This is a genomic window from Arthrobacter agilis (assembly GCF_006494655.1).
Taxonomy (GTDB): domain Bacteria; phylum Actinomycetota; class Actinomycetes; order Actinomycetales; family Micrococcaceae; genus Arthrobacter_D; species Arthrobacter_D agilis.
In genome coordinates this window covers 92,016-106,099 of the sequence record NZ_VHIM01000005.1, presented here as the reverse complement: position 1 = coordinate 106,099, position 14,084 = coordinate 92,016, and the positions used below count along the sequence as shown (strand labels likewise).

Genomic DNA, 14,084 nt, shown 5'->3' with positions numbered 1-14,084 from the left:
CGTATGACCCGCAACTTCACCCTGTTCACCGGCCAGTGGGCCGATCTCCCCTTCGAGAAGGTCGCCGAACTGGCCGGGCAGTGGGGCTACGACGGCCTGGAGATCGCAGTCTCCGGCGATCACCTCGACGCCTGGCGCTGGGACGACGACGCCTACATCCAGGACCGCCTCGACATCCTCGATCGCAACGGTCTGAAGGTCTGGGCCATCTCCAACCACCTCAAGGGGCAGGCCGTCTGCGACAACCCCATCGATTTCCGGCACCAGGCCATCGTGGGCCCGAAGGTGTGGGGCGACGGCGACCCCGAGGGGGTGCGGCAGCGCGCGGCCGAGGAGATGAAGCTGACGGCGAGGCTCGCGAAAAAGCTCGGCGTGGACACCGTGGTGGGCTTCACCGGCTCTTCCATCTGGCAGTACGTGGCCATGTTCCCGCCAGTACCGGCGTCCACCATCGACGCCGGGTACCAGGACTTCGCCGACCGCTGGAACCCGATCCTGGACGTCTTCGACGAGTGCGGCGTCCGGTTCGCCCACGAGGTCCATCCCTCCGAGATCGCCTACGACTACTGGTCCACGCAGCGTGCCCTCGAGGCCATCGGCCACCGGCCGGCCTTCGGCCTGAACTGGGACCCGAGCCACTTCCTGTGGCAGCAGATCGACCCCGTCTCCTTCATCTCGGACTTCAAGGACCGGATCTACCACGTGGACTGCAAGGACACGAAGATGCGCATGGGCGGCGGCCGCAACGGCATCATGTCCTCGCACCTGCCCTGGGGCGACCCGCGCCGCGGCTGGGACTTCGTCTCGACGGGCCGCGGCGACGTCCCCTGGGAGGACAGCTTCCGGGCCCTGACCGCCATCGGCTACACCGGGCCCATCTCGGTGGAGTGGGAGGACGCCGGGATGGACCGCCTGCAGGGCGCGCCCGAGGCCCTCGCGTTCCTCCGGGGCTTCGACTTCGCGCCGTCGGACACCTCCTTCGACGCGGCGTTCAGCCAGTAGGTCCTTCCTCCGTCCACGCGGCTCGGCACGTCAGACCCGCGGAGGCGCCCCCGCGGGTCTGACCGCCCGGCGCGGCGGGTCACCCGGTTCACCCGGTTCACCCGGTTCACCCGGACAATCCACTACAGCACCGGCATCAGCGGTTCGCCGGTGCTGCTGTCCTGTTTGCCCCATTTCCGAGCGAAACAGGGCAACTCCGAGAGAAGCGAGAGAGCGCTCTCTTGACGTTGTGACATTCCGCACATACGCTGGTCCCACATCCCAGAGAGCGCTCTCCCGCCCGTCGGCGTATGTCGCTCGCATTCACACAAAGGAGTGATCGTGGAATACTCGCGACTCAGGAAAATCACCGCCCTCGCCGGCGTCGCATCCCTCGCCATCGTGGCCTCGGGCTGCGGCGGAGGCGGAGGGAGCGACGAAGCGGCCAGTGCCGACAACCCCGTGACCTTGACCGTCACCACCTTCGGGCAGTTCGGCTACGACGACCTCTACGCCGAGTACGAGGAGCAGAACCCGGGCGTCACCATCGAGGCCAACAACATCGACGGCAGCGCCAATGCCCGCGTCGACGCCTTCACGAAGCTCGCCGCGGGCTCGGGGCTGAGCGATGTCGTCGCCGTCGAGGAGGGCTGGCTCGGCTCGATCATGGAGGTCTCCGACCAGTTCGTCGATCTGAACGAGTACGGCGCCGCCGACATCAAGGACAACTGGGTGGACTGGAAGTTCGAGCAGGGCACCGACCCGGAGGGACGCGTGATCGGCCTCGGCACGGATATCGGACCCCAGGCCCTGTGCTTCAACCGCGAACTGTTCGACGCCGCGGGCCTGCCCACGGATCGCGAGGAAGTCGCCGAACTCTTCGGCGGCGACGACGCCACGTGGGAGACGTACTTCGATCTGGGCCGCCAGTACAACGAGGCCACCGGCAAGGCGTGGTACGACCAGTCGTCCTTCGTCTGGAACTCCATGGTCAACCAGATGGACGAGGGCTACTACACGGCCGACGGCGAGCTGAACATCGAGGGCAACGAGGCCATGCGCGCCCAGTTCGACCTCCTCGCCGCGGGGACGGCCGACGGCCTCTCCGCCAACCAGAAGCAGTTCGACTGGGGCAAGGGCAAAGCCTTCGTCGACGGCTCCTTCGCGGTCCACGTCTGCCCCGCGTGGATGCTCGGCACCATCAAGGAGCAGCTCGAAGCCGCCGGTGGCGGCCCCGAGACCGGGTGGGACGTCGCCGATGTCTTCCCGGGCGGTGCGTCCAACTGGGGCGGCGCCTTCCTCTCCGTCCCCGAGAGCTCCGAGCACCCCGCCGAGGCCGCCAAGCTCGCCACCTGGCTCACCGACCCCGAGCAGATGGTCAAGCAGTCCGCCGCCGCGAACAACTTCCCGAGCACGCTCGAGGCGCAGCAAAAGATCGTCGCCGACGCCGTGCCCAACGAGCTCTTCAACGACGCTCCCTACGGTGAGATCTTCGCATCACGCGCCGAAGGGGTCGTGGCCCAGTTCAAGGGCCCGCAGGACTCGGAGATCCAGGAGAACGTCTTCGCGCCGGCCCTGAAGATCCTCGACTCCGATGCAGGCACGGCCGACGAGGCCTGGAACGAAGCCCTCCAGCTCCTCAACGACCGTGTCGTGAACAACTAGCAGCACCGGCCGCGGGGCCTCCGGCAGCACCGGAGGCCCCCCTGGAGTCTGGAACCTCATGACCACGACACTGAACCGCCCGGCAGCCAGCAGCCCTGCCCCTGCGAAACCCGTCCTCACCTTCCGTCAGCGGCTGAGCGTCTTCGACATGAAGGCCTCGCCCTACCTGTACATCTCACCGTTCTTCATCCTCTTCGCCCTGGTGGGCCTGTTCCCTCTCGGCTACACCTTCTTCGTCTCGCTCTTCGACTGGCACCTGCTCAAGGGGCAGGGTGAGTTCGTGGGCCTGCGGAACTTCCAGGAGGTCCTCCAGGACCGCTTCTTCTGGAACTCACTGTTCAACACGATGAGCATCTTCCTGCTCTCGACCATCCCGCAGCTGATCGTCGCCACGGCCATCGCGGCCGTGCTGGACCAGAATCTCCGCGCCAGGACGTTCTGGCGCATGAGCATCCTGCTCCCCTACATCGTGACCCCCGTTGCCGTCGCCCTGATCTTCTCGAACCTGTTCGGTGAGCAGTACGGGCTGATCAACAACATCCTGGAGAGCTTCGGGATGGACCGGATCCTGTGGACGAACGAGACCCTGCCGAGCCATATCGCGATCGCCACCATGGTGAACTGGCGCTGGACCGGCTACAACGCCCTGATCCTGCTGGCAGCCATGCAGTCCGTACCCCGCGACATCTACGAGTCCGCGTCGATCGACGGCGCCGGAACCTTCCGCCGTTTCTTCAGCATCACGCTGCCGAGCATCCGGCCCACCATGATCTTCGTGGTCATCACCGCGACCATCGGCGGGCTGCAGATCTTCACCGAGCCCCGCCTGTTCGACCCGCGGACGTACGGCGGAACCGCAGCGCAGTTCCAGACAACGGTGCTCTACCTGTACGAGATGGCGTTCCAGCGATCGAACTTCGGCAAGGCCTCCACCATCGCCTGGCTCCTGTTCCTCATCATCGTGCTGTTCGGCCTCATGAACTACCTGATCTCGCAGAGGATCGCCACCACCGGCGACGGGCGCCGACCGCGCAGGAGTGCCGGCAGCCGCCGGCGCAAACGCTCCGCAGCGCCCGCCGTCGTACTCCCGGCCGTCGGTCCGCAGCCACCGGCGCCTACAGCCGACCCGGACCACGGCGCCGGCGCCGCGGGACCATCAGACACCAACGGAAGGAACGTGCGATGACCGCCATCGACACCAGGCCGCGGACGACGGCGGAAGCTCGGCCCGCCCGGAAGCGCTCCCTGCGTCGTGGGCTGTTCGGCAACGGGCGCCGGCCCGGGTTCCTGACCTACGGCCTGCTGATCGCGTTCTTCCTGGCCTCCGCCTACCCTCTCTGGTGGTCGGTGATCATCGGCAGCCGGTCCAACGAGGCTCTCGGGGAGACCTGGCCGCCGCTGTTCCCCGGCGGCAACTTCTGGACGAACGTCGGCGAGGTGTTCGACACCGTCCCGTTCTGGCTGGCCCTCGGCAACAGCGTGGCCATCTCCGGGATCATCACGGTCTCGGTGGTCGGGTTCTCCACCCTCGCCGGGTACTCGTTCGCGAAGCTCCGCTTCCGTGGCCGCAACGGACTCATGGTCGCGGTGATCGCCACCATGGCCATCCCCACGCAGCTCGGCATCATCCCGCTGTTCATGCTCATGCGCACGCTCGGCTGGACGGGTGAGATCGGTGCCGTCATCATCCCCACGCTCGTGACGGCGTTCGGTGTCTTCTTCATGCGCCAGTACCTCGTGGACGTCATCCCCGACGAGCTCATCGAGTCGGCCCGGATGGACGGAGCTTCCATGATCTCCACCTTCTGGCACGTCGCTCTTCCCGCCGCCCGTCCCGCCATGGCGATCCTGGGCCTGTTCACGTTCATGACCGCGTGGACGGACTTCCTCTGGCCGCTGCTGGTGCTAGGTCCCGGCAACCCCACCCTGCAGACAGCTCTCAGCCAGCTGCAGTCGGCGCGGTACGTGGACTACTCGATCGTCCTGGCCGGCGCCGTCCTGGCCACCCTCCCGCTGCTGGTGCTCTTCGTCATCGCGGGCCGTCAACTCATTTCCGGAATCATGCAAGGAGCAGTGAAGGGCTAATGCCACTCGACGCAACATCCCATCAGCCGACCCCGCCCGCCCCGAGGACCTGGCCCGAGGGCTTCCTCTGGGGCTCGGCCACCGCGGCCGCGCAGGTCGAAGGCGCCAGCCACGAGGGTGGCAAGGAGGATTCCGTCTGGGACGCCTTCGCGCGCGTCCCGGGCGCGATCGCCAACGGCGAGACCCTGCAGGACGCCGTGCAGCACTACCACCGGATGCCGGAGGACGTCGCGATCATGAAGGACCTGGGGCTCGGCTCCTACCGGTTCTCGACGAGTTGGTCCAGGGTCCGCCCCGGCGACCGCGGCCCCAACACCGAGGGACTCGACTTCTACTCGCGCCTCGTGGACGAACTCCTCGGTGCCGGAATCCTCCCGTGGCTGACCCTCTACCACTGGGACCTCCCCCAGGCGCTGGAGGAGAAGGGTGGCTGGGCCAACCGCGACACCGCCTACCGGTTCGTGGACTACGCCAACGACGTGTATTCGGCGCTCGGGGACCGGGTGGATCACTGGACCACGTTCAACGAGCCGTTCTGCTCCTCACTCCTGGGGTACGCCGCCGGGGTCCACGCGCCCGGCCGCCAGGAGCCCGACGCCGCGGTGGCCGCCATCCACCACCAGCACCTCGCCCACGGACTCGTGGTGAACGAACTCCGCGCCCGGGGGGCGTCGCATCTCGGGATCACCCTGAACCTCAGCAACTCGATCCCCCGTGACCCGGCCGACCCGATCGACCTCGACGCCGCGCGCCGCTTCGACTCGCTGCAGAACCGGATCTTCCTCGATCCGATCCTCAGGGGCGCCTACCCCGAGGACACCCTCGCCGACCTCGAGCAGTTCGGACTCCGGGACGTCATCCGGCCGGGCGACCTCGAGATCATCGGGGCCCCGATCGACTTCCTCGGCGTCAACCACTACCACGACGACCTCATCAGCGGTCACCCGACCACCGAGCACGGGGACGGCCACTCGGGCGGCGCCACCCGCCCGACGTCGTCGTGCTGGATCGGCTCGGAGGACATCTCCTTCCCGAGCCGTGGCCTCCCGCGCACGGCCATGAACTGGGAGGTCAACCCGGACGGGTTGCGCACGCTGCTCGTGCGCCTAGGCGAGGAGTACCCCGCCCTCCCGCCGCTCTACGTGACGGAGAACGGCGCCGCGTACGACGACGTCGTCAGCGGTGACGGCGCGGTCCACGACCGCGAGCGCACCCAGTTCGTCCTCGACCACGTCGACGCCGTCGGGCGGGCGATCGACGCCGGTGCCGACGTTCGTGGCTACTTCGTCTGGTCGCTGCTCGACAACTTCGAGTGGTCGTGGGGGTACGGCAAGCGCTTCGGCGTGGTGCGCGTGGACTACGACACCTTCGAGCGGACGATCAAGGACAGCGGGCTGGCCTACGCACGGCTCATCGCTGCCGCGAACGCGCCCGCCCTCACCTCCGCGAACGCCTAGAGTAACCTCCAGGCACACTGTTCGAGGTTCCGGAGATGACGATGACGCAGGACACCAGCGGGCCCCGGCCGGTACCCACCCTCGAAATGGTGGCTGCCCTGGCCGGGGTCTCGCGGGCCACGGTGTCCCGGGTGGTCAACGACAGCCCCAGCGTGGACCCCGAGCTCGCGCAGTCCGTGAAGAGGGCCATCCTCGCCCTCGACTACACCCCCAACCGCGCGGCACGATCCCTCGCCACGCGACGGGCGAACACGGTGACACTGATCGTCCCCGAATCGACGTCGAAGGTCTTCGCGGACCCGTTCTTCGCCTCGGTGGTCCAGGGCATAGCCCTGTACCTCACGGACACCGACTACACCCTGAACATGGTGATCTCATCGGAGTCGAAGCCGGAGAAGACCCGCGGGTTCCTTCTCGGCGGCAACGTCGACGGCGTCCTGGTGGTCTCCCACCACAGTGGGGACCACTCCTGGACGCACCTGTCCGGGTCGCTCCCCATGGTCTTCGCCGGGCGCCCGCTCGTCGGCGGCGGGGAGAGCTACTACGTGGAGGCGGACAACGAGCAGGCGGCCTACAGCGCCACGCGGCTCCTCACCGATGCCGGGCGGAAGCACGTGGCGACGATCGCCGGGCCGCAGGACATGCCGCCCGGGCTCGACCGACTCGCGGGCTGGCGGACGGCGGTGCGGGAAGCCGGGCTCGGTGAGGGCCTCACGGAAATCGGCGACTTCACACTCGCCTCGGGCGCCCGCGCCATGCACCGCCTGCTGGATCGCGGCAAGCCCATCGACGCCGTCTTCGCCGGGAACGACCAGATGGCCGCCGGCGCCTACACCGCCATCCAGGGCCGCGGCCTGAGCATCCCGGAGGACATCGCCGTCGTGGGCTTCGACGACGACTCGTTCGCCACCTCGGTCACCCCTGCCCTGACCACCGTGCACCACCCGATCATCGAACTCGGCAGGAAGATGGCAGAGATCCTCGTGAACCTCATCGAGGGCAAGCCCGCGGAGCGCGTCACGAGGATGCCCACCTCGCTCGTGGTCCGCGACTCCGCCTGACCGGGACTCTTCCGTCCCACCCGCCGTACCCCCCCCTTCCTCCGACGCGCCCGCGAAAGGCCCATGCCATGCTCCCCGCACCCGTCAGTGCCGTCCTCCCCTCGGTGGCCACCGGCCGCCCCCTCCGCTGGGGCGTCGTCGCCACCGGCTCCATCGCCGCCCGCGTCGTGGAGGATCTCGCCCGCCTCGAGGACGCCGCCCTTCAGGCGGTCAGCTCCCGGACAGAGGCCTCCGCCCGGGCCTTCGCACGGCGATTCGGGTTCGCAGCTGCGTACTCGGATGCCGGGGACGTCCCCGGGTACTCCAGGCTCCTCGCCGACGCGGCCGTCGACGTCGTCTACATCGCCACGCCGCACGCGCAGCACCACGCCATCGCCCTGGCGGCGCTCACGGCGGGCAAGCACGTCCTCTGCGAGAAGCCGATCACCATGGACGCCGGCCAGGCCCGGCACCTCGCGGACGTCGCGCGTGAGCACGGCCTCTTCCTCATGGAAGCCGTGTGGACCCGCTTCCTGCCAAGCTTCCGCCGCGCGCTCACGATCCTGCGCTCGGGTGAGATCGGCCGGCCCCGCTGGCTCCAGGCGGACCTCGGGTTCGCGCCGGCCTACGACGCGTCGTCGCGCACGTGGGACCCGGCCGCGGGCGGCGGAGCCCTGCTGGACCTCGCCGTGTACCCGCTGACCTGGGCGCTCGGGGCTCTCGGGGAGCCTTCGAGCGTCCGAGCCGACGGGGTCCTGACGCCCGAGGGGATCGACCTCCAGAACACCCTCACCCTCCGGTACGACGACGGCGCGCACGCGCAGCTCATCACCTCGCTCGGCGCCCAGTGCCCGAGCGTGGTCACCGTCGGCGGCACGGAAGGGTGGCTGCGGTCCTCGGCCCAGCTGTTCAACCCCACCGAGTTGATCGTCCAGCCTCGGAAGGGCCTGCTGCGGACGGAGCGTTTCGAGGTGTTCGGCAACGGCTTCGCGTACGAGCTGCGCGAGGTGACGAGGTGCGTGCAGGCGGGCCTGACCGAGAGCCCCTTCATGACACCCGCGGAATCGGTCGGCACCATGGCACTGCTCGACGAGGCGCGCCGCCAGATGGGCCTGCGCTATCCGAGCGACGCCGTCGCGGTCGAGGCATGAGCGACGCCCGGCCGACGTCGTCCTCCACCGCCGCCGCCGGACACCCGGCTCGGCGCGTCAAACCCGCGGGTGCGCTCCCGCGGGTCTGACAGCCCGGCGCGGCGGACCGCCACCCCAAGGAGCATCGTCGCCGCGACGATTCCCCGATTTCGTAACCTCGTAGAAATGCAACGGGAGTAGCCTTGGGCCATGCGTGAAATCCAGGCTCAGATCATCGAGGACATGGGCGTCAAGCCCACCATCGACCCCGCTGCCGAGGTACGCAGCCGTGTCGGATTCCTCAAGGACTACGTACGATCCACGGGCACCCGTGGCTTCATCCTCGGGATCAGCGGCGGGCTCGATTCGACCCTCGCCGGCAGGCTCGCCCAGCTCGCCGTCGACGAACTCCGGTCCGAGGGCGTGGACGCCGACTTCATCGCCGTCCGCCTCCCCTACAACGTGCAGCACGACGAGGAGGACGCCCAGGCCGCGCTCGCCTTCATCCAGCCCCGCACGTCCAGGGTCTTCAACGTGGCACCGGCCGTGGACGGCATCCAGCAGGAGTACGCGGACACGACGGGCGAGCCGATCTCCGACTTCACCAAGGGCAACACCAAGGCGCGCGCCCGCATGGTGGCGCAGTACGCGATCGCCGGCCAGCACAACCTGCTCGTGGTCGGTACGGACCACGGCGCCGAGTCCGTGACGGGCTTCTTCACCAAGTTCGGCGACGGCGGAGCGGACATCCTGCCGCTGTTCGGCCTGAACAAACGCCAGAACCGAGCCCTCCTCCAGGAACTCGGCGCGCCCGCAGCGCTGTACAACAAGATCCCGACGGCGGACCTGCTGGACGAGCTGCCGGGCCGGGCCGACGAGCAGGAGCTCGGTCTCACCTACGAGCAGATCGACGACTACCTCGAGGGACGCGAGGTCGAGGCGGACGCCGCGAAGGCGATCGAGCACCGCTACTACATCACGCGGCACAAGCGCACGGTGCCGGTGACCATCTTCGATTCCTGGTGGCGGGAGTAAACAGCGCCGTTGGTAACGTAGGGACCGTGAAGATCGCCACCTGGAACGTCAACTCCCTCCGTGCCCGCGCCGACCGCGTCGAAGCCTGGCTGAACCGCTCCGACGTCGACGTCGTGGCCCTCCAGGAAACCAAGTGCAAGGACGACAACTTCCCCTGGGAGCTGTTCGAGAACAGCGGTTTCGAGGTGGCGCACTTCGGCCTGAGCCAGTGGAACGGCGTCGCCATCGCGTCGCGTGTGGGGCTCGACGACGTCGAGCGCACGTTCCCCGATCAGCCCGCCTTCGGCAAGCCGGGCACCGAATCCGTGCAGGAGGCCCGTGCGATCGCGGCCACGTGCGGTGGCGTCCGTGTCTGGAGCCTCTACGTGCCGAACGGACGAGCCCTCGACGACCCGCACATGCCCTACAAGATCGACTGGCTGGACACCCTCCGCGGTCACTCCGAGCAGTGGATCACCGAGGACCCCGAGGCGCAGATCGCCCTCATGGGTGACTGGAACATCGCCCCGCAGGACGAGGACGTGTGGGACATCGACCTCTTCGTCGACGGCGGTTACACGCACGTGAGCCCGGCCGAGCGCGCCGCCTTCCAGTCCTTCCTCGACGCAGGGTTCGCCGACCTGGCCCGCCCCTTCACCCCCGGTCCCGGCCTCTACACCTATTGGGACTACAAGCAGCTCCGCTTCCCGAAGAAGGAAGGCATGCGCATCGACTTCGTCCTCGGCTCCCCCGCCCTGGCCAGGCGTGCCACCGACGCCTTCGTGGACCGTGAGGAACGCAAGGGCAAGGGCGCCTCGGACCACGCCCCCGTGATCGTGGAACTCAGCGGGCCGTGAGTCGCATGGGCCGAGCGGCCCGGCCCTTCCCGTACGTGTCCTTCCTGCGCGTGTACGAACCGCTCGACGCCTTCCCGGACGCCCAGCAGCTCGTCATCCTCGAGCAGCGCGCCCGCGACCGGCAGCTCACGGAATCGATCGACCAGGACCAGTCGCTGCGCCGGGTGCTGCGCACGGTCTCCGATCCGTTCCCCCATCACGAACCCGACCTGGTCCGGGTGACCCACTTCCCCAGCCTCAACGGCACGACGGCGCCGTACTACTGTCCCAACCAGCTCGCCGTCCGGACCACCCTGGCCGCGGAGTCGCTGGACCAGAGCCTGCGAGGACCACTGATCGACGTCCTCGTCCCGGAGGCTGCACGCGAAGCCCACCAGGCGAGGCTCGACCCCGACACGTTCGCCGATTCGGTGGCCAGGCTGCACACGCGCTCCGCCACCTGGGGCGTGCCCTTCGCATGGTTCGCGCTCATCCACGAGGACGATCTGACGGAGGTGGTGGAGGACGACGGCCGGGTCACGACGGTACGCGTCACCGCCAGGATCGGTGACTGCATCGACCGCGGCAGGCGGTCCGTCGCGCAGCTCGCGATCGGCGCACCGGAGATGGATCTGCTCGATGAACTCACCGAGATCGTCGAGTGGCTCGAGATCTTCCGGCGCGACGCCGTCGTGGAGGTGGACTACGGGCCCGTGGCCGATCGCGTCTTCCCGGACGATTCCCCGATGGACGTGCGCCTCGGCATCGAGAGCCTCGCCGACTCGGACATGCTCGGGGCGGCGGCGTCCTACCGGCGCCTCGCCTCCCGCTGGATTCCGATCCGGCAACTCGCCCGCGCCTCCTGAGCCGGTGCTTCCGCTCAGGCCCTGACGGGGCCCGTGGTCCCGCGCTCGACGAGCAGATGCGGACGGGACGGCGGGTAGTCGGCCGGCTGGTCCCGCAGCAGTTCGCCGAGCAGGATGTCCGCGGCGAACGCGCCCTGGTCCTCGGGGTCCTGCCGGACGGTCGTGAGACCCATCGGCTCGGCGAACTCGTGGTCGTCGATCCCGATCACGGAGAGCTCGCCGGGCACGTCGATCCCCAGCTCCACGGCCGCCCTCAGCACGCCGAACGCCATCTCGTCCGACGAGCAGAACACTGCCGTGGGGCGGTCCGACGGATCCCGGAGGAGCTGCAGGGCGGAGGCATGGGAGGTGGAGAACCGGAAGTCGCCGAAGGCCGACCAGTCCTCCCTGACGTGCAGTCCGTGATCCGCCATCGCGTCGCGGTACGCCTGTTCCCGGATCCGCGGCACCTCGAAGTCGATGTCGAACGACCCGCCCCCGCGCATATGGGCGATCCTCGTGTGGCCGAGCGAGATCAGGTGCTCGACGGCATCGCGTGCTGCCGCGGCGTCGTCGATCCCCACGTGCCGCACACCCTCCACCGCGCCGCCGACCACGATGTTGGGGTAGTCCAGCTGCTGGACGGCCTTCCGCTCCTCCTCTGTCAGGTGCATGCACATCACCAGCAGGGCGTCGATGCGCTTGCGGAGGATGGAGCGGTGGAACACGCGGTCACGATTGATGCCGTCGCCGCCGAGGCTGAAGACGATGAGGTCGTACCCGGCGGCACGCAGTTGGCGGTCCACCCCCTCGAGCACCGCGGAGAAGTACCACCGGTTGATGACCGGGACCAGGACCCCCATGGCCATGGTGCGGCCCGACGCCAGCCCGGACGCCGCCGACGACGGCACGTAGCCGAGCGTCCTGGCCGTCGAGACGACCCGGGCCCGCGTCTCCTCGGCGACGCCGGGCAGCCCCCGGAGGGCGCGCGACACCGTGGCCGTCGAGACCCCGAGGGACGCCGCGACGTCGTCGATGCTGGTCACGGATCAGCCCTTCAGGCCACCCGCCAGCAGGCCCCGGACGAAGTACCGCTGCAGTCCGAAGAACACCGCCAGGGGCACGATGATCGAGACGAACGCACCTGCCGTGAGCCGCTGCCATTCTCCGCCGCGGGAGCCCTGGAGCTCTGCGAGACGCTGGGTGATGGGCGCGACGTCGGCCCCTCCACCCGAGAAGACGAGCGCCACCAGCAGATCGTTCCAGAGCCAGAGGAACTGGAAGATGCCGAAGGACGCCAGGGCCGGCGTGGCGAGCGGCACGATGATGCGCCAGAAGATGGTGCTGTGGCCCGCGCCGTCCACCCGGGCGGCCTCGATGACCTCGCCGGGGATCTCCGCGATGAAGTTGTGCAGCAGGAAGATCGCCAGTGGGAGCCCGAAGATCGTGTGGGCCACCCAGAGCTGCGCGTAGGTACCGCTCGGCAGCAGCTGGAAGTCGCCGATGGTCAGGACCTGGGTGAACAGCTGCAGCAGGGGGATCAGCGCCATCTGGAGGGGCACGATCTGCAGGGCGAAGACGAAGATGAAGAGATTGTCCTTGCCCCTGAAACGCCCCCACGCGAACATGTAGGCCGCCATGGAGCCGAGCACCAGCGTGAAGACGGTCCCCGGGATGACGATCGCGAGGGAGTTGACGAAGTAGGAGAGCAGGTTGGGCGACTGGCTGCCGCCGGGGCTGAGGACGTCGGCGTAGTTCTCGAGCGTGAACTGCCGGTCCGTGAGGACGTTCCACCAGCCGTTGCCCTTGATGTTGTCCTCGGGCCGGAAGGACGAGATGAGCAGTCCGAAGGTGGGGATGGTCCAGATGACCGCGATGATGACGGCGGCCGCCGTCGCCTTCCGTGACGTGAGGCGCTGCTTGACGCGCCGCTGCATGGGCGGCCGGTCCTGTGTGGGATCGCCCTTGACGTCCGGCTGGAGGTTCTTCTTGTTCTCGAGGGGCACGGTACTCATCGGATCTCCTTCTGCTTGCGGAGCAACCGGGCGTTGAAGACGACGACGGGCAGCACCATCAGGAACAGGACCAGCGCCAGCGCGGCACCCCTGCCGGGTTCACCGGCCCTGAACGCCTGGGTGTACATCTCGTTGGCCACCACCGATGTCTCGTACTGACCGGCCGTCATCGTCCGGACGATGTCGAACACCTTCAGCGTGCCGATGGTGATGGTGGTGACCACCACGACGAGGGACCCCCGGATGGTGGGGATGGTGACGTTGCGGAACTGCTGCCAGGCGCTCGCGCCGTCGAGCCTGGCCGCCTCGACGATCTCCGTCGGGATGCCCTTGATCGCCGCGGAGAGCACCACCATGGCGAAGCCGGTCTGGATCCAGATCATGACCGCGATCAGGAAGAGCGTGTTCTCGGGGGCGTCGAGCAGGAACTGCTTGGGCTCCTGCCCGGCCCAAACGAGGATCTGGTTGAGGAGCCCGATCTGGTCCTGCTCGGGGCCCTTGTAGGCGTACACAAAGCGCCAGATGACGCCGGCCCCGACGAAGGAGATGGCCATCGGCATGAAGACCAGGGCCTTGAGCGCCTTCTCACCACGCGCCCGGTCGATGAACACGGCGTACGCGAGGCCGACCGACGAGGCGAGCAGCGGCACGAGGATCACCCAGATGAGGGTGTTGCGGAGCGTCACGAGCGCTTCCGGCTGCGTGAACATCCAGACGAAGTTCTCGAGTCCCACGAACTCACCGTTGCGGTTCGTCAGCGACAGGTAGGACGTCTGGAGGGCGGGGAACACCAGGCCGACGGCGAGGAGCACGAGGGCCGGGGCGAGGAATCCTGCGATCTGGATCTTCTCCCGACCACTCTTGGGAGCGCGGTCGACGATCAGCATGATGATCCCGATGATGGCCGCGAAGACCGCGAGACCTATGACGACCTGTAGCCCTTTTTCTGCAATATCTTCCACAGCACAGCCTCCTTGGTGCGCTTGATGACGTGAAGTCGGGAGGGCGGAACAGGA

The 14,084-nt window shown here is 68.2% G+C and carries 13 protein-coding genes; 10 read left to right on the top strand and 3 right to left on the bottom strand.

Features of this window, described 5'->3' with window-relative positions:
* Window positions 1–3: 3 nt before the first annotated feature.
* The 10 genes from FJV46_RS09260 (at window position 4) to FJV46_RS09215 (ending at window position 11,074) form a co-directional block, all read left to right on the top strand.
* Entirely contained in the window at window positions 4–1,002 is a 999-nt protein-coding gene (locus FJV46_RS09260) for a sugar phosphate isomerase/epimerase family protein (RefSeq protein WP_087027725.1), read from the top strand.
* 321 nt (window positions 1,003–1,323) lie between these two features.
* On the top strand, window positions 1,324–2,646 hold the full coding sequence (locus FJV46_RS09255; RefSeq protein ID WP_087028038.1) for an ABC transporter substrate-binding protein: 1,323 nt from the start codon (window positions 1,324–1,326) through the stop codon (window positions 2,644–2,646).
* Window positions 2,647–2,704: 58 nt separating this feature from the next.
* A complete protein-coding gene (locus FJV46_RS09250) occupies window positions 2,705–3,832 on the top strand; it encodes a carbohydrate ABC transporter permease (RefSeq protein WP_087027723.1) in 1,128 nt (375 codons plus the stop codon).
* Window positions 3,829–4,731, top strand: a complete 903-nt coding sequence (locus tag FJV46_RS09245) for a carbohydrate ABC transporter permease (RefSeq protein WP_087027722.1) — start codon at window positions 3,829–3,831, stop codon at window positions 4,729–4,731. The genes FJV46_RS09250 and FJV46_RS09245 overlap by 4 nt, the downstream gene beginning before the upstream one ends.
* The gene (locus FJV46_RS09240; RefSeq protein ID WP_087027720.1) at window positions 4,731–6,188 is read left to right on the top strand and encodes a GH1 family beta-glucosidase; all 1,458 of its coding nucleotides are present in this window, start codon (window positions 4,731–4,733) and stop codon (window positions 6,186–6,188) included. The genes FJV46_RS09245 and FJV46_RS09240 overlap by 1 nt, the downstream gene beginning before the upstream one ends.
* A gap of 41 nt (window positions 6,189–6,229) precedes the next feature.
* Window positions 6,230–7,249 carry a LacI family DNA-binding transcriptional regulator gene (locus FJV46_RS09235; RefSeq protein ID WP_087028036.1) on the top strand — a complete coding sequence of 340 codons (1,020 nt, stop codon included), beginning with the start codon at window positions 6,230–6,232 and terminating at the stop codon, window positions 7,247–7,249.
* Window positions 7,250–7,317: 68 nt separating this feature from the next.
* Complete coding sequence (locus FJV46_RS09230; protein ID WP_087027718.1) at window positions 7,318–8,379, top strand: Gfo/Idh/MocA family protein; 1,062 nt, start codon at window positions 7,318–7,320, stop codon at window positions 8,377–8,379.
* A gap of 189 nt (window positions 8,380–8,568) precedes the next feature.
* Window positions 8,569–9,393 (top strand): NAD(+) synthase, encoded by an 825-nt coding sequence (gene nadE / locus FJV46_RS09225; protein ID WP_087027716.1) that lies wholly within the window; start codon window positions 8,569–8,571, stop codon window positions 9,391–9,393.
* A 26-nt stretch (window positions 9,394–9,419) separates the two neighbouring features.
* Window positions 9,420–10,229 (top strand): exodeoxyribonuclease III, encoded by an 810-nt coding sequence (locus FJV46_RS09220; protein WP_087027715.1) that lies wholly within the window; start codon window positions 9,420–9,422, stop codon window positions 10,227–10,229.
* Between the two features lie 5 nt (window positions 10,230–10,234).
* A complete protein-coding gene (locus FJV46_RS09215) occupies window positions 10,235–11,074 on the top strand; it encodes a DUF8083 family protein (protein WP_087027712.1) in 840 nt (279 codons plus the stop codon).
* Window positions 11,075–11,088: 14 nt separating this feature from the next.
* On the opposite strand, the gene FJV46_RS09210 is transcribed toward FJV46_RS09215, so the two are convergent.
* The 3 genes from FJV46_RS09210 to FJV46_RS09200 are packed head-to-tail and all read right to left on the bottom strand — an operon-like array spanning window position 11,089 to window position 14,030.
* On the bottom strand, window positions 11,089–12,099 hold the full coding sequence (locus tag FJV46_RS09210; RefSeq protein ID WP_087027710.1) for a LacI family DNA-binding transcriptional regulator: 1,011 nt from the start codon (window positions 12,097–12,099) through the stop codon (window positions 11,089–11,091).
* 3 nt (window positions 12,100–12,102) lie between these two features.
* Window positions 12,103–13,068 (bottom strand): carbohydrate ABC transporter permease, encoded by a 966-nt coding sequence (locus FJV46_RS09205; protein WP_087027708.1) that lies wholly within the window; start codon window positions 13,066–13,068, stop codon window positions 12,103–12,105.
* Window positions 13,065–14,030 (bottom strand): carbohydrate ABC transporter permease, encoded by a 966-nt coding sequence (locus FJV46_RS09200; RefSeq protein WP_087027707.1) that lies wholly within the window; start codon window positions 14,028–14,030, stop codon window positions 13,065–13,067. Before FJV46_RS09200 ends, FJV46_RS09205 begins: the two co-directional genes overlap by 4 nt.
* Between the last annotated feature and the right edge of the window lie 54 nt (window positions 14,031–14,084).

What these genes read in the sequence shown, in the direction of transcription:
- FJV46_RS09235 (WP_087028036.1), top strand. Translation starts at nt 6,230, where the DNA reads ATGACGCAGGACACCAGCGGGCCCCGGCCGGTACCCACCCTCGAAATG.
- FJV46_RS09240 (WP_087027720.1), top strand. Translation starts at nt 4,731, where the DNA reads ATGCCACTCGACGCAACATCCCATCAGCCGACCCCGCCCGCCCCGAGG.
- FJV46_RS09250 (WP_087027723.1), top strand. Translation starts at nt 2,705, where the DNA reads ATGACCACGACACTGAACCGCCCGGCAGCCAGCAGCCCTGCCCCTGCG.
- FJV46_RS09230 (WP_087027718.1), top strand. Translation starts at nt 7,318, where the DNA reads ATGCTCCCCGCACCCGTCAGTGCCGTCCTCCCCTCGGTGGCCACCGGC.
- nadE (WP_087027716.1), top strand. Translation starts at nt 8,569, where the DNA reads ATGCGTGAAATCCAGGCTCAGATCATCGAGGACATGGGCGTCAAGCCC.
- FJV46_RS09245 (WP_087027722.1), top strand. Translation starts at nt 3,829, where the DNA reads ATGACCGCCATCGACACCAGGCCGCGGACGACGGCGGAAGCTCGGCCC.
- FJV46_RS09215 (WP_087027712.1), top strand. Translation starts at nt 10,235, where the DNA reads ATGGGCCGAGCGGCCCGGCCCTTCCCGTACGTGTCCTTCCTGCGCGTG.
- FJV46_RS09260 (WP_087027725.1), top strand. Translation starts at nt 4, where the DNA reads ATGACCCGCAACTTCACCCTGTTCACCGGCCAGTGGGCCGATCTCCCC.
- FJV46_RS09205 (WP_087027708.1), bottom strand. Translation starts at nt 13,068, where the DNA reads ATGAGTACCGTGCCCCTCGAGAACAAGAAGAACCTCCAGCCGGACGTC.